The sequence below is a fragment of the Proteus sp. LHD240705 genome (assembly GCF_047921555.1).
In the GTDB taxonomy this organism is placed as follows: Bacteria; Pseudomonadota; Gammaproteobacteria; order Enterobacterales; family Enterobacteriaceae; genus Proteus.
On the sequence record NZ_JBLRMI010000003.1, the window covers coordinates 301,951 to 327,543 of the forward strand.

18 protein-coding genes and 1 pseudogene are annotated in these 25,593 nt (G+C 38.4%); 13 read left to right on the plus strand and 6 right to left on the minus strand.

Going from position 1 to position 25,593, the window contains the following annotated elements:
• Positions 1–7 precede the first annotated feature (7 nt).
• The 4 genes from mukF (at position 8) to aphA (ending at position 7,439) form a co-directional block, all read left to right on the plus strand.
• Positions 8–1,330, plus strand: coding sequence for a chromosome partition protein MukF (gene mukF / locus ACNART_RS07420; RefSeq protein ID WP_198620507.1), 1,323 nt, complete (start codon positions 8–10; stop codon positions 1,328–1,330).
• On the plus strand, positions 1,311–2,042 hold the full coding sequence (gene mukE / locus ACNART_RS07425; protein WP_368927100.1) for a chromosome partition protein MukE: 732 nt from the start codon (positions 1,311–1,313) through the stop codon (positions 2,040–2,042). The genes mukF and mukE overlap by 20 nt, the downstream gene beginning before the upstream one ends.
• A complete protein-coding gene (mukB, locus tag ACNART_RS07430; RefSeq protein ID WP_198620508.1) occupies positions 2,039–6,499 on the plus strand; it encodes a chromosome partition protein MukB in 4,461 nt (1,486 codons plus the stop codon). The genes mukE and mukB overlap by 4 nt, the downstream gene beginning before the upstream one ends.
• A 226-nt stretch (positions 6,500–6,725) precedes the next feature.
• Positions 6,726–7,439: an acid phosphatase AphA gene (gene aphA, locus ACNART_RS07435; RefSeq protein WP_109373533.1), complete on the plus strand. Its 714-nt coding sequence runs from the start codon at positions 6,726–6,728 to the stop codon at positions 7,437–7,439.
• A gap of 531 nt (positions 7,440–7,970) precedes the next feature.
• Here the strand turns inward: aphA and ACNART_RS07440 are convergent.
• On the minus strand, positions 7,971–8,096 hold the full coding sequence (locus ACNART_RS07440; RefSeq protein ID WP_368927098.1) for a hypothetical protein: 126 nt from the start codon (positions 8,094–8,096) through the stop codon (positions 7,971–7,973).
• Between ACNART_RS07440 and ldtD the strand changes: the two genes are divergently transcribed.
• From ldtD to ACNART_RS07455, 3 genes are all read left to right on the plus strand, one after another.
• Positions 8,066–9,520, plus strand: coding sequence for a L,D-transpeptidase (ldtD, locus tag ACNART_RS07445; protein WP_368927096.1), 1,455 nt, complete (start codon positions 8,066–8,068; stop codon positions 9,518–9,520). The genes ACNART_RS07440 and ldtD overlap by 31 nt on opposite strands.
• Before the next feature lie 329 nt (positions 9,521–9,849).
• Complete coding sequence (locus ACNART_RS07450; RefSeq protein ID WP_368927094.1) at positions 9,850–10,398, plus strand: DUF882 domain-containing protein; 549 nt, start codon at positions 9,850–9,852, stop codon at positions 10,396–10,398.
• A 37-nt stretch (positions 10,399–10,435) separates the two neighbouring features.
• Positions 10,436–11,086 carry an MBL fold metallo-hydrolase gene (locus ACNART_RS07455; RefSeq protein WP_196533060.1) on the plus strand — a complete coding sequence of 217 codons (651 nt, stop codon included), beginning with the start codon at positions 10,436–10,438 and terminating at the stop codon, positions 11,084–11,086.
• A gap of 153 nt (positions 11,087–11,239) precedes the next feature.
• On the opposite strand, the gene ACNART_RS07460 is transcribed toward ACNART_RS07455, so the two are convergent.
• The 4 genes from ACNART_RS07460 to pncB form a co-directional block, all read right to left on the minus strand.
• Positions 11,240–12,430, minus strand: a complete 1,191-nt coding sequence (locus tag ACNART_RS07460) for an amino acid aminotransferase (RefSeq protein ID WP_198620511.1) — start codon at positions 12,428–12,430, stop codon at positions 11,240–11,242.
• A gap of 373 nt (positions 12,431–12,803) precedes the next feature.
• Positions 12,804–13,901 carry a porin gene (locus ACNART_RS07465; protein ID WP_109373537.1) on the minus strand — a complete coding sequence of 366 codons (1,098 nt, stop codon included), beginning with the start codon at positions 13,899–13,901 and terminating at the stop codon, positions 12,804–12,806.
• A gap of 340 nt (positions 13,902–14,241) precedes the next feature.
• Positions 14,242–15,642 (minus strand): asparagine--tRNA ligase, encoded by a 1,401-nt coding sequence (gene asnS, locus ACNART_RS07470; protein WP_160230120.1) that lies wholly within the window; start codon positions 15,640–15,642, stop codon positions 14,242–14,244.
• Between the two features lie 257 nt (positions 15,643–15,899).
• Complete coding sequence (gene pncB / locus ACNART_RS07475) at positions 15,900–17,114, minus strand: nicotinate phosphoribosyltransferase (protein WP_198629745.1); 1,215 nt, start codon at positions 17,112–17,114, stop codon at positions 15,900–15,902.
• Between the two features lie 340 nt (positions 17,115–17,454).
• Between pncB and pepN the strand changes: the two genes are divergently transcribed.
• From pepN to ACNART_RS07505, 6 genes and pseudogenes are all read left to right on the plus strand, one after another.
• Positions 17,455–20,070: an aminopeptidase N gene (gene pepN / locus ACNART_RS07480; RefSeq protein WP_368888114.1), complete on the plus strand. Its 2,616-nt coding sequence runs from the start codon at positions 17,455–17,457 to the stop codon at positions 20,068–20,070.
• 204 nt (positions 20,071–20,274) lie between these two features.
• Complete coding sequence (pyrD, locus tag ACNART_RS07485) at positions 20,275–21,285, plus strand: quinone-dependent dihydroorotate dehydrogenase (protein ID WP_099074980.1); 1,011 nt, start codon at positions 20,275–20,277, stop codon at positions 21,283–21,285.
• Positions 21,286–21,503: 218 nt separating this feature from the next.
• Positions 21,504–22,055 carry a cell division protein ZapC gene (locus ACNART_RS07490; RefSeq protein WP_196533064.1) on the plus strand — a complete coding sequence of 184 codons (552 nt, stop codon included), beginning with the start codon at positions 21,504–21,506 and terminating at the stop codon, positions 22,053–22,055.
• A gap of 376 nt (positions 22,056–22,431) precedes the next feature.
• Positions 22,432–22,695, plus strand: a complete 264-nt coding sequence (locus tag ACNART_RS07495) for a hypothetical protein (RefSeq protein WP_198629747.1) — start codon at positions 22,432–22,434, stop codon at positions 22,693–22,695.
• Positions 22,696–23,445: 750 nt separating this feature from the next.
• Positions 23,446–23,757 (plus strand): annotated as a pseudogene (locus tag ACNART_RS07500) (colicin E3/pyocin S6 family cytotoxin); the annotation flags it as partial.
• 13 nt (positions 23,758–23,770) lie between these two features.
• Complete coding sequence (locus ACNART_RS07505; protein ID WP_160230123.1) at positions 23,771–24,028, plus strand: colicin E3-like toxin immunity protein; 258 nt, start codon at positions 23,771–23,773, stop codon at positions 24,026–24,028.
• 309 nt (positions 24,029–24,337) lie between these two features.
• Here ACNART_RS07505 and ACNART_RS07510 read toward each other — a convergent pair whose 3' ends face one another.
• Positions 24,338–25,495, minus strand: coding sequence for a YcbX family protein (locus ACNART_RS07510; RefSeq protein WP_198620514.1), 1,158 nt, complete (start codon positions 25,493–25,495; stop codon positions 24,338–24,340).
• Between the last annotated feature and the right edge of the window lie 98 nt (positions 25,496–25,593).

The window sequence follows — 25,593 nt, forward strand, 5'->3', positions numbered from 1 at the left end:
ATGTACTATGAGTGATTTTACCCAGACCGTTCCTGAGTTAGTGTCTTGGGCGAGAAAAAATGATTTCTCAATCTCACTGCCACCAGAAAGATTAGCTTTTTTGATGGCTGTCGCTGTATTAAACAGCGAGCGCCTTGATGGCGAAATCAGTGAAGGGGAGTTAATTGATGCCTTTAGGGAAGTGTGTAAAGGCTTCGAACAACCAGCAGAATCAATACAAGTTCGCGCGAATAATGCCATTAATGACATGGTAAAGCAGCGGCTTTTTAACCGTTTTACCAGTGAATTGGTAGAAGGTAATGCAATATACCGTTTAACCCCGTTGGGTATTGGAATTAGTGATTACTATATTCGCCAACGCGAATTTTCATCATTGCGCTTATCTATGCAACTTTCTATTGTGGCGGGTGAGCTTGATTCAGCGGCAAGCTCTGCTGAAGACGGCGGTGATGAATATCATTGGCATCGTAATGTTTTCGCGCCTCTAAAATATTCAGTGGCGGAAATTTTCGATAGCATTGATTTATCTCAGCGAATTATGGATGAGCAGCAAAATACAGTAAAAGAAGATATTGCTGCGTTATTAAACCAAGATTGGCAAGCGGCTATTTCAAGCTGTGAACAGCTGTTATCTGAAACATCTGGTACATTAAGAGAGCTACAAGATACGCTTGAAGCAGCTGGCGACAAACTTCAAGCCAATCTCTTACGTATTCAGGAAGCAAACATGAATACGGGCCATGTTGAGCAAATAGATACATTAGTATTTGAACTTCAAAGTAAGTTAGACCGCATTATTAGTTGGGGTCAGCAATCTATTGATTTATGGATTGGATACGACAGACATGTCCATAAATTTATTCGTACAGCGATTGATATGGATAAAAATCGTATTTTCTCTCGCCGTTTACGTCAATCCGTACAAACCTATTTCGACAACCCGTGGGCATTAACTTACGCTAATGCTGATCGGTTGTTTGATATGCGTGATGAAGAACTGGTTCTACGTGATGAAGAAGTCACGGGTGAGTTACCCGAAGAGCTTGAATATCAAATGTTCAGTGAAGTGAACGAACAGATAGCGCAATGGGTAGAGCAAGAGCTTGCTTCTTACAAATTAGAACAAAGAGCATTAGATCTCAGTTCAGTGTTAGTTGAATATCTTAATCGTTATCCGCAACAGAAACATTTCGATGTTGCACGTATTGTCATTGATCAAGCAGTACGATTAGGTGTAGCGAAAGCTGAGCTCGCAGGATTACCTGCAAAATGGTCAGAAATTAACGAATATGGAGCTAAGGTACAAGCGCATGTCATCGATACATACTGAACAATTTATGCCAGCAAAACTGGCGCAGGCATTAGCGAACTCACTTTTTCCTGAACTGGATAGCCAGTTACGTGCAGGTCGACATATCGGTATAGACTCTCTGGATAATCATGCTTTTTTGATGGATTTTCAAGATGAGTTATCAGACTTTTATGCGCGTTATAACGTCGAATTAATCCGAGCGCCAGAAGGATTCTTCTATTTGCGACCGCGTTCAACCACACTTATTCCACGCTCTGTTCTCTCTGAAATGGATATGCTGGTGGGGAAAATTCTTTGTTATCTTTACCTTAGCCCTGAGCGGTTAGCCAATCAGGGAATATTCACCGTTCAAGAGCTGTTCGATGAATTAAGAACATTAGCAGATGAAACCAAACTTTTACGTTTAGTGAATCAACGCTCAACAGGTTCTGATCTTGATTTGCAAAAATTACAAGAAAAAATAAGAACCTCGTTAAATCGTTTACGTCGTTTAGGCATGATTTCATTCTTATTAAATGATATGCAGCGTTTCTCGATCACAGAATCTGTTTTCCGTTTTGGTGCAGATGTGCGTAGTGGTGATAATCCGCTTGAGGCTCAAATGCGCATGATCCGTGGTGGTGAAGCAATGGCGCTTGAAGATAGCTCAGAAACACTTAACGACGATGAAGAAAATGAAGATGAGCAATTACAATCCAGTGAAGATGATGCGGAGGGAGAAAATAAATGATTGAACGGGGAAAATTTCGCTCATTAACACTTATCAACTGGAATGGGTTCTTTGCTCGTACTTTTGATTTAGATGAGTTGGTGACTACGTTATCAGGTGGTAATGGTGCGGGTAAATCAACCACTATGGCTGCATTTATCACAGCTATGATCCCTGATCTTACTTTGCTTCATTTCCGTAATACCACAGAAGCAGGATCGACAAGTGGATCTCGTGATAAAGGGTTATACGGGAAATTGCGCCCTGGTGTGTGTTATGCCGTATTAGATGTGATCAACTCGCGTCACTTACGTGCTGTGGTCGGTGTTCGCTTACAGCAAATTGCAGGACGTGATAAGAAAGTTGATATCAAACCCTTTATGATCCAAGGGCTGCCAATGGCAGAAAATCCAACAGAAATTTTAACGCAAGCTGTTGCAGATCGCCAAGCCCGTGTTTTACCGCTTAATGAATTAAAAGAAAAAGTTGAAGCCATTGATGGGGTTGTTTTTAGACAATTTAACTCTATCACTGATTTCCACGCGGTGATGTTTGATTTAGGGGTTATTCCTAAACGTTTACGCTCAGCAAGTGATCGTGCCAAATTCTATCGTTTAATTGAAGCCTCATTGTATGGCGGTATTTCAAGTGCGATTACACGCTCTTTACGTGATTATTTACTACCTGAGAATAGTGGTGTAAGAAAAGCTTTCCAAGATATGGAAGGCGCATTACGTGAAAACCGAATGACGCTTGAAGCTATTCGAGTCACTCAATCTGATCGTGACTTATTTAAGCATTTAATTACAGAAGCGACATCTTATGTTGCAGCTGACTATATGCGCCATGCTAACGAACGACGTGTTCATCTTGATGAAGCTTTAGAAGTACGTCGTGAATTATGGAGTCAGCGTAAATCCATTAATAACGAAGCGTATCGTTTTGTTGAAATGGGGAAAGAGCTAGAAGAGCAACAAGCGTTATCTTCTGATCTTGAAGCCGATTATCAAGCGGCAAGCGACCGACTAAACTTAGTGCAAAATGCGGTTCGCCAACAAGAAAAAATTGACCGCTATGTTGCTGATGTCGAAGAAATCACTTTTCGCTTAGAAGAACAAAGTGAAGTTGTTGAAGAAGCAGCTTCTAAGAAAGAAGAGCTTGAAGCGAGGGTGGAGTCTGCTGAAGAAGAAGTTGATGAACTGAAAAATCAGTTGGCAGATTATCAACAAGCATTAGACGTACAACAGACGCGTGCTATTCAATATCGTCAAGCTGTACAAGCGTTAGAGCGCGCTAAAGCACAGTGTGATATTGCGGATTTAGACGAGAAAAATGCTGAACAATGGGCTGAACGTATTCAAGCCAAAATTCAAAACATTACGCATTCATTACTCTCTATGGAACAGAAACTCAATGTTTCTGAAGCGGCTAAAACGCAATTTGATCAAGCCTATAAACTGGTAAGTTCAATTGTAGGTGAGGTTGAACGTCAAAATGCATGGGATGCGGCAAAAACAGCATTACGTGAATGGTCTTCTCATCGACATCAAGCGGATAGGGTTCATCCTATTCGCATGCAGTTGGCAGAATTAGAGCAACGCCTGCATCAACGAAATAGTGCAGAGCGCCAGCTTGAAGAGTTTAACAAACATCATGGCAAGTCGATGGAGCCTGATGATTTGTTAATTCTTCAAGATGAGTTAGAAGCCAAAATTGAAGAGCTTAGCGATTATGTTAATGAGTCTGGCGAACACCGCATGCAAATGCGCCAAGAGCTGGATCAACTTAAACAACAAATTGAAAAGCTGAAAAAACAAGCACCCGCATGGCTTGCTGCACAAGATGCGTTAACACAATTATGTGAACAGACTCGTCAATCTTTTGAAACGGGTCATCAAGTAACAGAATATATGCAACAGTTACTTGAGAAAGAGCGAGAAGCAACCGTATTACGTGATGAAACTGCAACTCGTAAACAGCAGATTGAAGCACAAATTGAACGTTTAAGTCAGCCAAGTGGTGCAGAAGACGGACGTTTAATTACATTAGCGGAACGTTTTAATGGTGTTTTATTATCAGAAATTTATGATGATATTACGTTAGACGATGCGCCTTATTTCTCTGCATTATATGGCCCTGCACGTCACGCAATTGTTGTGCAAGATCTCTCGTTGATTCAGGAACAATTAGAAACATTAGAAGATTGCCCTGAAGATCTCTATTTTATCGAAGGTGACCCACAATCTTTCGATGATAGTGTATTTAATGCTCAAGAGATGGATAAAGCGGTTCTTATCAAAAGTACTGATAGACAATGGCGTTATTCTCGCTACCCTGAAATTCCGCTTTTTGGTCGTGCTGCGCGTGAAAATCAATTAGAAATTTTATCGCGTCAGCGTGATGAACTTTCTGAGCTTTACGCAACACAAGCTTTTGATGTACAGAAGATCCAACGTGCCCACCATGCCTTTAGTCAGTTTGTGGGACAACATATTTCTGTGGCATTTGAGGCTGATCCGGAAGAGAATATTCGCCAGCTTAATCAACGACGTAACGAGCTAGAAAGAGCGTTAGCGCAATACGAAGAGAGTACTCAACAACAGCGTCAACATTATGCACGTACTAAAGAATCGCTGAATCTTCTTAATAAACTTATTCCTCAAGTTAATATCTTGATGGATGAAACTCTGATTGATCGTGTTGAAGAGTTACGCGAAGAGCTGTATGCCGCTGAAGAGTCAATGCGTTACTTACAGCGTCACGAAAAAGCATTAGCAGCATTAGAGCCTATCGCTTCAATCTTGCAAAGTGATCCACAAGCGCATGAACAATTAGCGCAAGATTACGAGCAAGCAAAAGCAGAGCAACAACGTTATCAGCAACAAGCTTTCTTACTGGTGGAAGTGGTACAGCGTCGCCCACACTTTAGTTATAGTGATGCCGTTGAGATTGTCAGTGAAAATAGTGATCTTAACGAGAAGCTACGTCACCGTTTAGAGATGGCAGAAACAGAACGTGCTACGGCAAGAGAACTTTATCGTCAGCAACAAGCTCAATGTGCTCAATTTAATCAAGTGCTTGCCTCATTAAAAAGCTCTTTTGACACTAAATCTGAATTGCTCAGAGAGCTTGAGCAAGAGATGAGTGATACGGGTATCCAGATTGATGTTGGTGCTGAAACAAGAGCAAAAGAGCTACGTGACCAGCGCTATTCTGCGGTAAGTGCAAACCGTACTCGTATTAGTCAACTTGAGCGTGATATCGCATTGAGTGAAGCAGAGCGAGATAATCTCACCAAGAAAATTCGTAAACTTGAGCGTGATTACGTTCAAATTCGTGAGCATGTTGTGAGTGCAAAAGCGGGTTGGTGCGCGGTTATGCGATTAGTGAAAGAAAATGGTATGGAGCGTCGCTTACATCGACGAGATTTTGCTTATCTTTCTGCTGATGAGCTACGTTCAATGTCGGATAAAGCGTTAGGTGCTTTACGCCAAGCGGTTGCTGATAATGAATATTTACGTGATGCGTTACGTCGCTCAGAAGATGCGAAATACCCAGATCGTAAAGTTCAGTTCTTTATTGCGGTATACCAGCATTTAAGGGAACGTATTCGTCAAGACATCATTAAAACTGATGATCCGGTTGATGCAATTGAACAGATGGAAATCGAACTTGCTCGCTTAACTGAAGAGTTAACTAGTCGTGAGCAAAAATTAGCGATTAGTTCACGAAGTGTCGCGAATATTATTCGTAAAACTATTCAGCGTGAGCAAAATCGTATCCGGATGTTAAACCAAGGTTTACAAGCAGTTTCATTTGGTCAGGTGCGAGGTGTCCGACTCAACGTCAATATTCGTGAAAGTCATCAAGTGTTATTGGATGTGTTATCTGAAGAAGATAACCAGTATCAAGATCTATTTAAAAACCAAAACCTTACTTTCTCTGAAGCAATGGCGAAGCTTTATCAGCGTTTAAACCCTCAAGTGGACATTGGTCAACGTATGCCACAAACCGTGGGTGAAGAGCTGTTAGATTACCGTAATTACCTTGAAATGGATGTTGAAGTTAATCGTGGACCAGAAGGTTGGTTAAAAGCAGAAAGTGGTGCTTTATCAACAGGTGAAGCGATTGGTACGGGGATGTCAATTCTGGTTATGGTGGTACAAAGCTGGGAAGAAGAATCGCGACGTTTAAGAGGAAAAGATATCTCTCCTTGTCGTTTACTCTTCCTCGATGAAGCTGCGCGTTTAGATGCGAAATCTATTGCAACGTTATTTGAGCTTTGCGACCGTCTTGATATGCAGTTAATTATTGCGGCACCAGAAAATATCAGCCCAGAAAAAGGAACAACCTATAAATTAGTGCGTAAAGTGTTCAACGGCACTGAACATGTACATGTTGTTGGCTTAAAAGGTTTTGGTCAACAGGCTGAAAAAGATAAAATCGGATCATCAAATGTTGCTGAAATAACAGAATAATTTTATCCCATTATTAGCCTCAAAAGGGCAAGAATAAAGGCGCTGCGGGCTTATGCTTATAGCGCCTTCTTTTTTCAAAGTGTTACATAGATCAAAAAATGAAAGCAAATTAACAAAAAAATGAAATTTTAAGTGGTATAACGTGCGCCATATCTCATTTAAATGTAATAATGATGTTTATGATTGTTCCCGTATGTGATTAATATAAAAATTTAAAGGAAAAAGAATGCGTAAAGTCACGTTAGCTTTTAGTGCAATTGCTTTAGCGTTAAGCTTAAACGGCGCAGCAATGGCAAAAGTACATCTACCAGAAGTTGTTAGCCCAGGTGTTACTGTTGCACAACTTGCACAACAACAACCAATTCATTGGGTTTCTGTTGCTGATATTGAAAAAAGCCTTGCAGGTCAAGCGCCGATGGCGGTTGGTTTTGATATTGATGACACCGTTCTGTTCTCAAGCCCTGGTTTCTACCGTGGTAAACTAGAATACTCTCCAAACGATTTCAGCTACCTGAAAAACCCAGAATTCTGGAACAAAATGAATAATGAGTGGGATAAATTCAGTATGCCTAAACAAGTCGGTATCGATCTTGTTCAGATGCACCTAAAACGTGGGGATACTGTTTATTTCATTACTGGTCGTACTCAAACTAAAACTGAGACTGTGACCAAATATGTACAAGAAGGCTTAAACATTCCTGCTGATAAAATGCAGCCGGTTATTTTTGCTGGTGACCAACCTGGCGCAAATAACAAAGTAAGCTGGATGCGTGATCATAAACTGAAAATTTACTACGGTGATGCTGATGCTGATATCGCAGCAGCAGATGAACTGAATATCCGTGGTATTCGTATTCTGCGTGCGGCTAACTCTTCTTACCAACCACTGCCAAAAGCAGGCCAGTTTGGTGAAGAAGTTGTTATCAATTCAGAGTATTAATCTTTACCCTTTGTTTACCTTTATTTGTAAGGCGTAGGAAACTGCGCCTTTTTCTATTTTAAAATACCTTCCATTTAAATAATCTTATTTATCTATTCACAATTCTTTATTATTTCCTGAATGCTTATTTTCAATATGTCTATTTTTTGTTCTTTTATTGTATCTTTAATTTAAATTATATATTTGAATATAAAAGTAGCTAGATAGTCTTTTTTTGATTAAATAAAACCAAATTTCTATCAGGGGCTTACAAAACTTTAAAAATATTAGTTTATTCCTATAAAACTCTTTGCCTAGCTCATCTAATATTCTAGGATACCAAAATAATAATAAGGAATGAGGGTAGAGGATTTATGGCGCATCAACCAATTAAAAGAGCAATCGCATATTCAGTTGTTATAGGTACACTCCTTTCTGGTCATTATGCAATAGCCACAGAAACAGAGTCGGTGACTTTATCTACACCCGAAACAGAAAACGCAACATTGGTTCCTGTCACTAGTGAAGTTATGCCAGCACCTGCAATTGTAGTTATGAAGGTTCCACAATTGACTGAGTTAGCAGTAAGAACAAAACTACAATCATGGAGCTCAACGGGATATAAACCGTTATATTTAAATCAGTTAGTGAAAGTTTACCAAGCAAGTGATTTAGCATTAATCTGGCAAGATGAAAAAACAGTACAGCAATTACAGCAACAAATTGCTGAAGTGGCGATGTCGGGAACCCAACCTCAATTTGGGCAATGGTTAATACAACTAGAGTCGCCTGAATTAACAAAAGAAGCACGCGACCTTATTTTATCAGATGCTTTTTTAGGCTATATCAGTTTTGTTGAGCAAGTAAATAAATCAGGTATATCTTTACTGTATCGAGATGTGATGCAAACATTACCATCACCAACTGATAAGTCAGTCGTGGAATTACAGCAAAATATTCAAAATAACACCTTAGGTAGCTTTGTTATTTCTTATGCACCGTCTCATCCTTATTACGCCTTAATGAAAGAGGAAGTGCGAAAGCAGTTACATAGTTCAGTTGTTTGGCCAGAAATGAAAGGAACAACATCATTAAAGCCAAATCAATCATCACAAGAAGTTGTACCGCTGAGACAGATTTTACGTAATTTAAAATTAATTCCTGAGTTGGCAGCGAATGAGCAGGAAATTGTGACAACCGTTTATGATGCGCCTTTAGTTGCGGCTGTTAAATTATTTCAAACTGCTCATGGATTAGAGCCGGATGGTGTTATTGGGCGACAAACGCGAGTGTGGTTAAATATAACACCAGCACAGCGCGCTAGCATTATGGCATTAAATATTCAACGTCTTCGCCTGACGCCAGCCATTGGTGATACTGGAATTTGGGTTAATATTCCTGATTTCTCGCTCTATTTTTATGCCAATAACGAGCTTATTCTCGACTCAAAAGTCATTGTCGGTCGCCCAGATAGAAAAACACCGATTATGAGTAGTGCACTAAATAATGTTGTGGTTAACCCACCTTGGAATGTGCCAACAAGCATGACTCGTAAAGATATTGTGCCTAGAGGTAAAGCAGATCCTAGTTACTTTAGTCGTAAGGGATATACCATTTATTCAGGGTGGGGAAATGATGCTTATCCTATTAACCCTTACGATATTGATTGGCAAAATATGAGTGCTAATAACTTCCCTTACCGAATTTGGCAGGCTCCGGGACCAACAAACTCATTAGGCCGTTATAAATTTAATATGCCAAATTCAGATGCGATATATCTGCACGACACACCAAATCATTCACTGTTTTCAAAAAATATGAGAGCAATCAGTTCAGGCTGTATTCGTGTTAATAAAGCCTCTGAACTTGCTTCAATTTTATTGGGCGATGCGGGATGGAAACAAGATAGAATTGATGCGGCACTAAAACGTGGTTCAACACAATATGCGCCAATTCCTGAACGTATTCCGGTTTATTTATATTATCAAACAGCATGGGTGGCTCAGGAAAATGCACCTCAATATCGTGCAGATATTTATGGTTATGACAAAGCCACGACTAATGCACAACCTTATTTAGAGAATATTAAGAAATACTTGTGATATAAATAAATATAAATTGAATAAAGGGTAGCTAATTTGGCTATCCTTTATTTCTATATAAATCAATAAGATGAAATTATTCTCTTATGATTATTAATAGGGTAATTAAAAATATAATAAATTATAAAATATTTTTAAAATTTCCATTAAAAATAGAATGATAAAAATGAAATTTAGTATAAATAACTAAACTTATAAAATTACTAATGGCATTAAATTGAAATGAAGTGTTATTTACAATACTATACAAACTGTAAGAAACAATTCGAGAAAAATATTGTCATAATAAAGGTTCTTCTTCCTGAAATAATTTTTTGAGTGCATATACTATGGATATTATTGATTCACATCGCCGTAAATGGCTGGGGTTTGGTATGGCCGCAGTGGGGTTAGGGTTATTACCTTCTCATGCATTTGCTTCACTAGCGACACCTCGTCCAAAAATCCTTCGCTTTAATAATTTAAATACAGGTGAAACTATTAAAGCCGAGTTTTTTGATGGAAAACGTTATAATAAACATGAGCTTGCTAAACTAAATCATCTCTTTAGAGATTACCGTCAAAACAAAATAAAAACGATAGATCCTGCACTGTTTGACCAAATCTACTTATTGCAAGTAATGCTTAATAACAATAAACCCGTTGAGCTTATTTCAGGTTATCGTTCTTTAGTGACAAATAATAATCTACGTCATAGTAGTAGCGGAGTGGCAAAGAAGAGCTATCACACGCGTGGTCAAGCAATGGATTTTCGTTTAGTCGGCACTGATCTTTCTAAAGTGCGTCAAGTTGCATTAAGAATGAAAGCAGGTGGTGTAGGCTATTATCCAAAAAGTAATTTTGTGCATATTGATACAGGGCCTGTCCGCTCATGGTAATCTATTGAGAATTAGATAATAAAGAGTGGAGTGATTCATGATGTATCACATTGTACCTGTGACAAACTATATGCAAAATTGCACCCTTATTTGGTGTGATGAAACGAAGGAAGCAGCAATTGTTGATCCCGGTGGTGATGTTGAAACGTTAATTGCAGAAATAGAAGAACGCCAATTAACATTGACCAAAGTATTATTAACACACGGACACTTTGATCATATTGCAGGCACCTCACAAATTGTTGAGCACTTCAATGTCCCTGTTTACGGTCCTCATAAAGATGATAATTTCTTATTAGAGGAATTAGAACAACAGTGCCGTATGTTTAATTTCCCTTGCGGAAAATCATTTACACCAGATAGTTGGTTAAATGAAGGTGATACCGTCACGATAGGTAAAACAATTTCGTTATCTGTCTTACATTGCCCTGGTCATACTCCAGGACATGTTATTTTTGTTAATCATCAGAATAAACTTATCTCTATGGGAGATGTGTTATTCAAAGAAAGCATTGGTCGTACTGATTTCCCTCGTGGAAACCATGCCGATCTTATTGCTTCAATCAAAAATAAAGTATTACCTTTAGGTGATGATTATCTGTTTATTCCGGGACATGGTCCTATGTCTAATTTAGGGCATGAACGCCAATATAATCCTTTTTTACAAGATGAAATGCCAATCTGGTAATACTGATAATATCCATTAATTAACGAAAAGCTCTTTATTATAAAGGGCTTTTTTTATGAATAAAAAAGTGTGGTTTATCTTTCTTTTATATCAATAAAAAAGCCATGTTATTTAATAACATGGCTTTTATCTTAATTACACTTTAGAAGGCAATTAGAGTACAGCAACAATGGCTTCGCACAGTGGAACCATATTCTCAAGGGTTAAACCTGCAACGTTAATACGGCCTGAACCCACGATATAAATACCATATTCAGCACGTAAACGCTCAACTTGCTCTTTATTTAAACCACTAAATGAGAACATCCCATTTTGGTCAATAATAAAGCTAAAGTCTTGCTTGGCGCCTTTTTCTTGTAGCGTTGTTACTAACAATTGACGCATACGCTGAATACGTTCACGCATGGTTGTGAGTTCTTCAATCCACTCTTCTTTTAACTCTGGATTAGAAAGAATCGTCGTTACCACTGAAGCGCCGTGTGCTGGTGGGTTAGAGTAGTTTGCACGAATAATGGCTTTTGCTTGGCTAAAGGCTTTTTCCGCAGTCTCACTGTCTTTTGTGACAATAGTACATGCGCCTACACGCTCATTATAAAGGCCGAAATTTTTAGAGTACGAACTTGCGACAATAAGCTCAGGATTTTTTTCTGTAAAGAGGCGTAAGCCTTGGGCATCCTCTTCAAGACCACGCGCAAAACCTTGGTATGCAAAGTCAAAGACAGGTAGCCAGCCTTTTTCTGCTGATAAGGCTGCGAGTTGGCGCCATTGTTCTTCTGTTGGATCAATACCGCTTGGGTTATGACAGCATCCGTGGAATAACACTACGTCGCCAGCCTGTGCATTTGCAAGGCTTGCCAGCATGCCTTCAAAATCTAACCCGCGATTTTCTGCATCATAATAATCATAATTACAGATCTCAAGACCTGCAGTTTGGAAAATATTATTATGGTTAGGCCAAGTTGGATTACTGATCCAGACACGTTTTGCTGTTGTTTGCTGAGCAATGAAATCAGCGGCGATACGTAAAGCGCCAGTACCACCCGGTGCTTGAGCTGTGCGTGCGCGCTTTTCAGAGATAATAGGATGTTGTTCACCAAACAGAAGTGCTTGGGTCACATTGCCAAATTCAGGGATACCGCTAATAGGAAGGTAGTTTTTAGTGGTTTCGTTTTCTAACAGGTATTTTTCTGCTTTCTTAACAGTGGTTAAAACAGGAGTTTTGCCTGTCTCATCCTTGTAAACACCAATTCCTAAATTAATTTTGTTTTCACGAGGATCAGAACGGAAACTATCAGCTAAACCCAGAATAGGATCGGCTGGTGCAGCAATGATTTTCTCAAACATAGTGTAATTGTTCCCTAAGCTCAAAACGAAGCCGAAATATGAGTATCAAGAGTAACGCTATGAGGCCTTTTTGCCAACTGTTTGTAGTGAAATTAACAAGAAGTTGTGAACTAAGTGAGAATAAATAGCAAATCAAGATGTAAATAAGTGAATATCCTGTGATTACATTAACATATAAAAATTATCACTAAAAACACCTAATTGTTTAGTATGATAAACTTTTTGATAATTTGAAAAATAAAGAAAAGGGGGGATATTTTTAAGCGAATAAATGGCGTGTTGTGATGGTTAAATTGTATAAATAAAAAAGCAACACCGAAGTGTTGCTTTTCAAATCAATTAACTTGACTGTTTAATTACCTATAAGCGGTAATTAGAACTGATAAGTCAGACCTAAACCAACTACGTTGTCGTCGTTGATGCCCAGTTTGTTATCAGATTTCAGCAGGTTGATTTTATAGTCAACAACTGCAGTCATGTTTTTGTTAAATTTGTAGAAAGAACCTACAGAGATATATTTAACTAAATCTTCATCACCAACATAAGCAATACCAGTGTCTGTTGTTTGGTTCAGATTTTTACCTTTAGATTGAACATAACCTAAAGATGGTTTCAGACCTAAGTCAGCAAAGTCATACTGTGCAGTTAACTCGATGTTTTGAGTTTTGTTAGCAATGCCTTTATTGAAGCTAGTCATGTTACGGGTTTCACCGTACATAGCTGCTAAGTAAACATTGTTAGCTGCAAATTTAGCACCAACGTTCCATGCTTCTGCACGAGAACCTTTAGCAGTGCTGTTATCTTGTTGCCAAGAAGTACGAGCAGAGCTTGAATAACCACCACCCAGAGTTACGCCCCAGCCTAAATTATAAGCTGTAGAGAAACCAAAGCCGTCACCATTAGCTTTTTTACCATCACGTTTGTTGATAGTATTTTCGTTGTTTTTACCTTGATATTGCAGAGCAAAGTTCAGGCCATCAACATAACCAAACATATCAGTGTTACGATAAGTTAAAACACCGGTAGTACGGCTAGTCATGTAAACGTCAGTTTGTGCCATGGAGTCGCCGCCCCATAAAGGCAGAACGTCTGTCCATGCGTTGGTGTCGTAAATTACACCGTAGTTACGACCGTAGTCCAGTGAACCGTAATCTGCAAATTTAAAACCAGCGTAAGCAAAACGAGCACGTGAATCAGTATCACCTTCAGTATTGCTTGTGCGGATTTCATATTCGAAACGACCAAAACCAACTAAATCTTTATTGATTTGAGTTTCGCCTTTGAAGCCGATACGTGCACGAGATGCATCACCGTCTTCACCTGAATCTTTATCAGCGAAGTAATGACGAACGTCAACTTTACCGTAGATGTCTACTTTGTTGCCGTCTTTGTTATACATTTCAGCTGCGTTTGCTGCACCAGCAAACATTAAAGCTGGGATTACCACTGCAAGAAGATTGCGCTTCATCATTATTATTACCCTCATTGGTGTTATTCAGACACCTTTGCCACTGCCAGAAATAGTTTCTTAATTTTTATGGAACTATTTATGAGAGTTAAGTGTCGTCTGTGTCGGGAGACAGTGTTCCATTGGTAAAAAATTTTATCTACCCCCAATTTGCTACAAAAACGAAAAAAGTGTAACAAATTGTAACTATGTATTTCAAAGTGTGTATTTCGGGGAACTTTTGAATCAAATAACAGCCATGCATAAAAAAAGCCAACCTTGTGGTTGGCTTCTTCACTTAAGTTAAACTTGTGCAATAAAACAGCAGTGCAAATTTTTAGCTGAATACTAATTAATCACTAAATTAGAAATCAGCATTTCTTGGTGTACGAGGGAATGGAATAACTTCACGAACGTTTGCGACACCCGTCACATAAGCAACTAAACGTTCAAAGCCTAAACCAAATCCTGAGTGAGGTACGGTGCCATAACGACGCAGGTCGCGATACCACCAGTAGTCTTCTTTGCTCATTCCCATTTCGTCTAAACGTTTATCAAACATATCTAAACGCTCTTCACGTTGAGAACCACCGATGATTTCACCAATTCCTGGCGCTAACACGTCCATTGCTGCAACTGTTTTACCATCTTCATTCATACGCATATAGAATGCTTTGATATCTTTCGGATAGTTTTTCACAACAACAGGTGCTTTAAAGTGTTTCTCTGCAAGATAGCGCTCATGCTCAGAAGAGAGATCAACACCCCAGTAAACTGGGTTTTCAAATTTCTCACCACAGTTTTCAAGCACAGTGACCGCATCGGTATAGTCAATTTGAGCAAAATCAGAGGTAATAAAGTTCTCTAAGCGTGTGATAGCGTCTTTATCGACACGTTGTGCAAAGAACTCCATATCATCTTTACGCTCTGCTAATACAGCCGCAAAGGTGTATTTCAGCATTTTTTCAGCAAGGGCTGCAATATCGTTAAGATCAGCAAATGCTACTTCAGGCTCTACCATCCAGAATTCAGCGAGGTGACGACTGGTATTTGAGTTTTCAGCACGGAATGTTGGGCCGAAGGTGTACACTTTGCTTAATGCAGAGGCGTAAGTTTCACCATTTAGCTGACCAGAAACCGTTAAAAACGCTTCACGGCCAAAAAAGTCTTCACTGAAATCGACTTCGCCTTTATCTGTGCGTGGCAGGTTGTTCATATCTAATGTAGAGACGCGGAACATTTCACCTGCACCTTCTGTATCTGCCGCCGTAATCAGTGGCGTAGAAACCCAGAAGAAGCCTTGTTCATCGAAGAAACGATGTAGTGCTTGTGCTAATGTGTGACGAACACGAGCAACCGCACCAATTAAGTTAGTACGAGGACGAAGGTGAGCAACTTCACGTAGGTACTCAATACTATGACGTTTGGCGGCCATCGGATAAGTTTCCGGATCATCGACCATTCCTACCACAACAACATGAGTGGCTTGAATTTCAAAGTTCTGTCCCTGGCCCGGAGATTCAACAATTTTACCGGTGACTTCCACAGAACAGCCTGTGGTTAAGTGCAGCACTTCATCTTGATAATTCGGTAAATTATTATTAATGATGGCCTGTACTGGATTAAAGCAGGAACCGTCATAGACGGTAAGGAATGAGATACCAGCTTTTGAATCTCTTCTTGTACGTACCCAACCGCGAACGGTGACGTCTTCGCCAACCGCGATACGGCCTTGCAGTACGTCGACTACAGGCGCAACGATCATAAATAAATCTCTCTTCGTTTAATTAAAATAATTGTTTGGTTAATTCACTCTGCCCCTGTCGGACAGTTTTTCTATGTTACTTGCAATAGCGCAGGAAACAAGTAGGAAATTTTAGTTTAAAGAGTCAATAAAGAAGAGAAAAGCTTTTGTATAAAATAAATTGATAAAAATAGGTGAAATATTGATAAAGGCAGGTGTTATGACAAAAGAAAGGGCAATTATTACCCTTTCTTTTATTAATGAAGATTTTTAGCTAATTAACAGGCCTGTTTAACAAGAGGAACGTCAAAGGCTTTGCGTAGCTTGTCAACAAAGTCATTATCGTCACAAATTGTTTTACCTGGGCTATCTGATAATTTAGCCACTGGCTTACCATTACACTCCACCAGCTTAATCACAATATTAAGAGGCGTTATTTCAGGTATGTTACAAGTGAGTCGAGTACCAATACCAAAGATTAGACGAATACGCTTATGGAAATGCTTATAAAGTACGAGTGCTTTTTGAAAATCGAGGCTATCAGAAAAGACTAATACTTTATTCATGGGATCAATGCCCAATTTTTCATAATGCGCGATCGCTTTTTCACCCCATTCAATCGGATCGCCTGAGTCATGACGTAAACCTTGGTAGCTTTCTGCAAAGGCTTTATCAAAATCACGCAAAAACGCATCCATTGTAATGCAATCTGTTAATGCAATACCTAATTGATCTGGATATTCATCTAACCAAGATTGCAAGGCTGCACGTTGGCTATTTGCTAGTTCAGGGCTAATCTGCTGATGAGCTTGAAACCACTCGTGAGCTTGTGTTCCCACAGGAGCTAAATGCATACGCTCAGCTAAATGATAGTTACTTGTACCAATAAGATAAGGGAAATGATTTTTCAGCTCATCCACAATCGCACACTGCACATCATAAGAGAAACGGCGGCGAGTACCAAAATCCATTAATTTAAAATCAGCTAAGTCAATCTGTTGTTCAGCCGCATCACGGTAGAAGATGTCAATTAATTTACGTAGTTGATTAACTGCATCATCAGGCGTGATTTGAGGAGAACGAGCACGATGTACAATTTCACTCACTAAAGCCAACAAAGGAACTTCCCATAGAATAACTTCGCGCCAAGGCCCCGTTATTCTTATCGACAGTTGGTTTTCAGGTATTGTTGAAATTTGGACTTGTTCTGGTTTAAAGCGAAAATGCTTAAACCATTGCAGATAGTCATTTTTGAAAAAGGGGAGGCTCTGAAGATAGTCAAATTCTTCATTCGTTAATGACAAGTCTGCCATCATATTAACTTGATGGCGTAAGGTTGTTGCATATTCACCTAGACGTTCATCACTCCGACAGCGGAACTCAGCAACGACAGGAATATCACTATAATGGTGGTAAACCGCTTGTTGCATGTGGAGCTTATATGCATCGGTATCCAACAGTGATGTAATAATCGGTGTAGCGTCTAAAATCATAGCGCGTCAAGCATCCTCACGGAGCGTTTTTATGTCTGCTAAATCGTTAAGGTTGGAGAGTATACCCGAATATGACGACAAAGCGTCACTATTCAACAATATTTCTCTGCGACATAAAAACAAGCTGTAAAACTTAGATGAGTTTACCACGTTAAACATAATTTGGGAGTATATTAGCATCATTTACCAAATAAATTGATTACATGTATTAATAAACTATTAACATTCTGTTGACTTTTAATGGTTTCAATTGAATATTCGACTGGCTAAACAGATTTTTGACGAGTAAGCTTTGGCAATATAACCGTTAAATAGTCGTGTTAACTAAAAGGTTTTTTCTATGACACAACAAAGAATCGCGAAATTTCGCAAAGATTATCGTGCCCCTGACTACACAATCACCGATTTACATCTTGATTTTATCTTAGACAAAGAAAACACCCAGGTTACAGCGATAAGCCAATGTAAACGCCTAAACTCAGATGCGACAGCATTAGTGTTAGATGGTGAAGATTTAACATTAAAATCAATCGCAGTGAATGATGTTGCTTGGACACACTATAAAGAAGAAAACGGCAAACTCATCATTGAACAACTGCCCGAACAATTTACATTAAAAATTGTTAATGAGATTAACCCATCAGCTAATACCGCATTGGAAGGGTTGTATGTTTCTGGTGATGCATTATGTACACAGTGTGAAGCTGAAGGCTTCCGCCATATTACTTACTATTTAGATAGACCTGATGTATTAGCTCGTTACACCACAACAATCACGGCAGACAAAAAACAGTATCCTTATTTGTTGTCCAATGGTAACCGTATTGCACAAGGTGAACTGGATGATGGTCGTCATTGGGTAACATGGGAAGATCCACATCCAAAACCAAGTTATTTATTTGCTGTGGTAGCGGGTGATTTTGATGTGTTACGAGATACTTTTATCACCAAAAGCGGTCGTGAAGTTGCTTTAGAGCTTTTTGTTGATAAAGGTAATTTAGATCGTGCAGATTGGGCAATGACATCATTGAAAAATGCGATGGCATGGGATCAAGCTCGCTTTAATTTAGAATATGATCTCGACATCTATATGATAGTTGCTGTTGATTTCTTTAATATGGGGGCAATGGAGAATAAAGGGCTGAATGTCTTTAACTCTAAATATGTGCTAGCGAAAAGTGAAACGGCAACTGACAAAGATTACTTAGGTATTGAGTCTGTTATTGGGCATGAATATTTCCATAACTGGACAGGTAACCGTATTACTTGCCGTGATTGGTTCCAGTTAAGCTTGAAAGAAGGTTTAACCGTTTTCCGTGATCAAGAATTTAGCTCTGACTTAGGCTCTCGTTCTGTTAATCGTATCAATAATGTACGCGTGATGCGTACCGCTCAGTTTGCAGAAGATGCAAGCCCAATGGCGCACCCAATTCGTCCTGATAGTGTGATCGAAATGAACAACTTCTATACTTTAACAGTATATGAAAAAGGTTCAGAAGTGATCCGAATGATCCACACTTTATTAGGCGAAGAGCAATTCCAAGCTGGCATGCAGATGTATATTCATCGTCACGATGGCAGTGCTGCAACTTGCGACGATTTTATTCAAGCAATGGAAGATGCTTCTAATGTTGATCTTACTTTATTCCGTCGTTGGTATAGCCAATCAGGTACACCACAACTGACAGTTCGTGATAGTTATAATGCTAATAAAAAGCAATACACTTTAACTGTTAGTCAAATGACGCCACCGACAGCCGATCAAACTGAAAAGCAGCCATTACATATTCCATTAGATATTGAATTATATGATACCAAAGGCGATGTGATCCCACTGCGTTCACAAGGTCAAACTATTTCTAATGTATTGAATGTGGTACGTGAAGAGCAGCAGTTTGTCTTTGACGATGTGCCAGAAAAACCAATCCCATCTTTATTACGTGAGTTCTCTGCGCCTGTAAAACTTGATTATCCATTTACGGATGAGCAACTCTCTTTCTTAATGAAATATGCACGTAATGCATTTTCACGTTGGGATGCTGCTCAAGCATTATTGGGTCGCTATATAAAAGAAAACGTGGCTCGAGTTCAAAAGGGTGAAATCTGCATTCTGCCTGAAATGGTGGTTGATGCTTTCCGTGCAGTATTACTTGATAAAGATATCGATCCTGCATTAGCTGCACTTATTCTGACATTACCAACAGATGTCGAAGCGGGTGAATCATTTAGTATTATTGATCCAGTTGCTATCCATAAAGCGCTTGGTTTTATTCGTAAAACATTAGCAACTGAAATGGCAGATGAGTTCTCTGCTGTTTATCATTCAATGCATATCGGTGCTTATCGTGTTAATCATGATGATATTGCAAAACGTGATTTACGTAATGTGTGTCTAGCTTATTTAGCAGTTGAAAATGAGCAAACAGGTAATCAACTTGTCGACGCGCAATATCACAACAGTGACAATATGACGGATGCACTTGCCGCATTGAATGCAGCAGTGATGGCACAGTTACCTTGTAAAGATGCATTGCTACAAGAGTTCGATGACAGATGGCATCAAGATGGTTTAGTGATGGACAAATGGTTTAGTTTACAAGCCATGAGCCCAGAAAAAGGGGTGTTACAGAAAGTACGTAGTCTGTTATCTCATCGCTCATTTACACTTGCAAACCCTAATCGTACTCGGGCGTTAATTGGTGCATTTGTGAATAATAACCCTGTGGCATTCCATGCTGAAGATGGCTCTGGTTATTTATTATTGACAGAAATTCTGACTGACTTAAATAGTCGCAACCCACAAGTTGCTTCACGCCTTATTGAGCCGTTTATTCGTTTAAAACGTTATGATGCAACTCGCCAAGATAAAATGCGTGCTGAGTTATTAAAACTGAAAGCGCTTGAGAATTTGTCTGGCGATTTATATGAGAAAATCACCAAAGCATTAGCTGATTAATATCATGTCTTATATCACTTTATGAGTGAAGAAATAGTATAAAATCAGCAAGATAATCAGATCCCCAGCATAGTCTGGGGATTTTTTATGGCGAATTGTGAAATTGAAACGTTTACTTTTCATGCTTTTATCTATATGATGCTCGACGCTTAAATTGTCGTAGACATATCATTCCTAATACCCGATATTCTCAATGGAGATCGTATGTATTATTCCTTAGTAAGGAAGGCATTGTTTCGGCTAGATCCTGAACGTGCCCATGATTTTACCTTCCGTCAGTTAAAACGTTTATCTCATTCCCCATTTCAATTTCTTATTCAGCAGTCACTTCCTTCTAAACCTGTTTCCTGTATGGGACTCTCATTTAAAAATCCACTTGGTCTTGCCGCCGGTCTTGATAAAAACGGTGATTGTATAGATGCACTGGGTGCAATGGGATTTGGTTTTATTGAAGTTGGCACGGTGACACCACGTCCTCAAGTGGGAAATGATAAACCTCGTTTATTCCGCTTAGTGGAAGCCGAAGGCTTAATTAACCGTATGGGATTTAATAATCTCGGTGTTGATAACCTAATTGAAAATGTAAAACAATCCCGTTATGGCGGTGTACTGGGCATTAATATCGGTAAAAATAAAGATACCCCAGTAGAGCAAGGTAAAGATGACTATCTGATTTGTATGGAAAAAGTCTATGCTCATGCTGGTTATATCGCAATTAATATCTCATCACCAAATACCCCAGGTTTGCGTACATTACAATATGGTGAAGCATTAGACGATCTGCTATCAGCAATTAAAAATAAACAATTAGAGTTGCAAGGAAAATATCAAAAATATGTTCCTGTTGCAGTTAAAATTGCGCCTGATTTAACACATGAAGAATTAATTCAAGTTGCAGATAGCTTAGTGCGTCATCATATTGATGGTGTTATTGCGACAAATACCACATTAGATAAATCATTAGTGAGTGGATTAAATCATTGTAATGAAGCGGGTGGATTAAGTGGTCGTCCGGTACAATCAAAAAGTACACAAATAATCCGTCAATTAAATGAAGAATTAAAAGGTGCATTACCTATTATTGGTGTAGGTGGAATTGATTCACTAACGGCAGCTAGAGAAAAAATGGATGCTGGTGCTTCTCTAATTCAAGTCTATTCAGGATTCATTTATCAAGGTCCTGCACTTATCAAATCTATAATTAATCATATCTAAATACATTTAATAATGAGTTAGGGGCTTTTCTTCTGCCCCTAACTCGTTTATATTGCCCCTAGTTGGTTATTTTTTATTAAATTGCACTGATTGTGCTTAATTAATAGTAAAATGAATCCTGTTTTTGTTAGGTGATATTAAATATTTTATTTAGGTCATTTAATTTTGATTGTTTATCAGAGTATAAAACAGGGAATGAATCGAAGGGGGATTAATTAGTGATAATAAAACCCGATGATCGCTGGCGTTGGTATTTTGATGTTGAGCAACAAAAATTAATGCTTGATTTAGCAAATGGTATGGTTTTTCGTTCCCGCTTTCCAAGCAAAATGTTGAGTGAGAGTGCTCGACAATCAGCATCTTTTACCGTCGATGATGCAGCTCTTTATTATGGATACGATGAGCAAATTCGACAAATAGATATGCCATCAGAATCAAGAGCTGAATTAGCTTTAAATGCATTAATAGCCCATCGCTTTTTAAAGCCACTGATGCCTAAGAGTTGGTATTTTGAAGTTAACAATAATCAAATCAACCCTTATTTATCTCAAGTGGTAGAAGCCTCATTAAAAGAAGAAGGCGAAACCGCTCTTTTTTTAGTGACTGAAGTGGGGGCTCAAGCTTGTTTATGTTTATTAGCTCAACCTCAGTTAACATTATTTGATAGAACTCTTAATTTTTGTGACCCAATAAAAATTATGAATGATAGGTTAAGCAATTACCATAAAGAGTCAGAGTCAGGATCATTTTTGTACGAGAAAGTTATTTAACAAAAAGAGTAAAAAGGACTTACTCTTTTTATCGTCACTCATTATTTATAACATTCTAAAAACAAATTCACCCCAAATAATACTCCCTAAAATCAAATCTTCATTACTCTCTTTCTGTAATCTTTTTCTAAAAAATAAAATGAGTTTATTGATAATTCATTATTGAGTTCTTAATAAGATAATTCTTATTAAATAAACTGTTTTATTTAAAATAAAAAAGAAGGTAAGGGAAAATTATCTTCTTTATGTCAAATGTGAGCTATAGATCAGGAGGTTTATAACACTCGTATCAAAAAACAGAATAGTCAAATAATGGTGTGTTGGTCATATTAGATCACTATCGTCATTGTATGATTGAATATAAAAAGGAATTTATATGAGTGAACGTGTCAAACCGATCGAGGTCATGAAGCGTAATATTTGCCCTGTATGTGCAAAAATAGATTGCATCTTTTTAACAAAAGATAAGCATTGTAAAGAGATGATGGATGCTTTCAGGGAAGGTGATATAACCAAAGCGATAAAAATTTATTCTCAGCGTTATCTACAGTATGCGGGGATGATGAGTGGTAGTTTAAAGAAAGCGGTTGGATCATATGATTCTATTGTTCAAATGTTAACTTCGGCACCTAAGCAGTAAATCAGTATTTCTGCTGAGTTAAATACAGCAATAACATCTGCTCAATCTACGTTAATCCCAGGAAAGAGTATCAATAAAGCTAATTTAGCCCCAGTGGCTATTTTTACTTCAGTGGTAACAACGACAAATGCAACGGTTGCATCAGAAACGTTGGGGGCTATTTTAGGTCGTGCATTAGGTTTAGGTGCAGGCCTCATGCTGTATTCTCCTCCAGTTGGAGTAGGGAGTGATAGATACCCTTCGATGATTTATCAAGAATTTCCCCAAAATAAAGAAACTGCGCTTACTGCGGCAGGTCAGAGATTAAATATTCCTAAAGAAGCGCAATTAAGAGATATTGCAAAGCAAAAAGGGATAATTAATACCTCGGCTACTGTTATTGAACAGGCAGTTAATGGAACAAAACAAATTGAGTTAGTGAAAACGAATGTACCAGTTAAAACTCGAGTAGTTGAAGCGAGAAAAACTGTTGAGAAAGGTATTTTTGCTTATACTTTACCAAATGAGAAACAAGAAAGAATTGTTCAGATTGGTAGTGCGGAGATCTTAACGGGTACTGAATTACCTCAGCCAGAAAGACATAGATATCTACTTGGTAAGGTATATGATATTCCTAGGTTTAATAACTTACCTTTAGATGCCCCCACTTTTTTTACAGAAAGTGAGAAAGAACAGTCTTCGCTGAAAGAGCCTATAATTTTGGTGTTTCCATGGGAATTGGGAATAAAACCAATTTATTTATCGACAGGGAAAAAAGATAAACCCCGCCAAGGCGTAAAAGAGCGTGGTCATAGTTATCATCCAGCACCAAAAACTGAAGATATTAAAGGATTGGGTATCCTTAAGCCTGTCTAAGGTAAAACACCTAAACAAGGTGGAGCAGGCAAACGTAATCGCTGGAAAGGTGATAAAGGGCGAAGGATCTATGAGTGGGATTCACAGCATGGTGAGCTGGAAGGATATCGCGCTAGTGATGGACAGCATATTGGGGCATTTGATCCAAAAACGGGTAATCAGTTAAAACCAGCAGATCCTAAACGCAATATCAAAAAATTTCTATAAGGTAGATAAGATTATGGGATTGAAATTACATACTCAGTGGTTTGATAAAAAAACAGAAGAAATTATAGGCGAGGAATACTCAAAAGATTTTGGTGATGATGATTTTTTGATTGATGAAACAATTGATCCGAAAGATGAAAATATCATTAATAATGGGGTTTTTGATTTACATGAAGATTGGGTTAAAGCTATTCAAAAGCATGTTACACATAAAATTGAATTGAATAAGTATATTTACCAAATTTCTTTCGATTACCGTGATAAATGGTAATGAACAAGCGCATATAATATTCACTTACATCATTTTGAAAGTCTCTTAACGGAGACTTTTTTTTGCACTGGAGATATCATAGAAAAATCAGTTGGTTAATAAACTAACTTGCTTATTCCCAATAAATTTTTTTCATTACCTTTGTACTTAATAAGGTGATGCAGTTCTGGAAAATCATAATACTGCCAATGCAATGGTATCGAGGGTGCATCAATAAACTCAGTTATATATGATTGGGGTAAAATTAATCAATTTAATATTTACTGATAACGATATATATCATACATAACTGTGTTTATATTGAGTTCTTTATTTCATTTTTTTGTTTATATCTATTTGATTTTTATTATCTTTAAGTGAAAGTTTCACATTACCTTTAGGAATGCAACTACAGGCTAAAATCTTACCTGAGCGTTTAATTGCTCCGGCTTTTAATGCATTAACATCGCCTTCATCTAATTGGATAACACAAGAGCCACAAAGGCCAGCTCGGCAACTATAAGGAATAGCATAACCATTATTTTCAAGCTGTTCTAACAGGACTTCTTGGTTATTACCCTCAAAAATTTCACCGTTAAATTCAATGCTGACAGTTTGCTCTTGTGCGTGTTCAACAATAGGTGTTGATTGTGTTTCAACAGGTGCCGTTACAAGATATTGTTTCGCTTCTTTATAAGCTAATACCTCAACAGTATCTCCCACACGAATTATGCCAGTTTGACGAATGATGACATTTTGACCAAAATCGACATCACCTGTTTCATCGCTACGGAATGTTTGCAGTGTTGCGAGTGGTTCTGTGTTAGGATGTTTAACACCTTTATCTATACTTATAGTGGTCATGATGCAACGGCTACAAGGTTTCATCAGGTCCATCACAACAGAGCCAACACGAATAGTCTGCCAAGTATCTTCTTCAAAAGGCTTTGCACCTGTTATGAGGATATTACCTCGAAATTGCTCAATATTAATTGAAGCGGGGCAACGCTGTTGTAAGTATTGAAATGAGGCTTCATTAATTAATAAGTAAGGGTAACCATCAGCGAAAGAAACAGCGGTTTCTGGATTCTTTTTCACTCGGCGTGTCGATTTTTCGCCAGTCCAACGAAGTTGAACATCCATTTTTAAATAACGACTGAACCACTGATTTATTTCATCTGGAGCCACATACGCGGTAAAATGGTTGCCCCAAACTTCTGTCGGTTGCAATGTGGTTTCAAAATCTTGATAGGTGATAGCAATGCCTTCACCATCAGGAGCTTGAATATAAATACCATTTGCCATGACAGTGGGAATAAAACACAGCAAAACGGGAAATTTTCGTGCCGTGATAAAAGTCCCTTCAGGGGTGGTTATCATAAAATCGCGATCAAACGTGAATCCGCTCTCACGAGCAAATGCATGAGAAAGTCGAATTCCCTTCATTGATTTAACTGGGTGTATATAAAGGCGTGAAACGTTGATCATCAGTGCTCCCAAAAAGACATTATTATTTTTTATAGCCAGTAACTTTATGACAACGTAATACAATTAGCTATAATGCCCAACAATTTTATTTTAGGTGG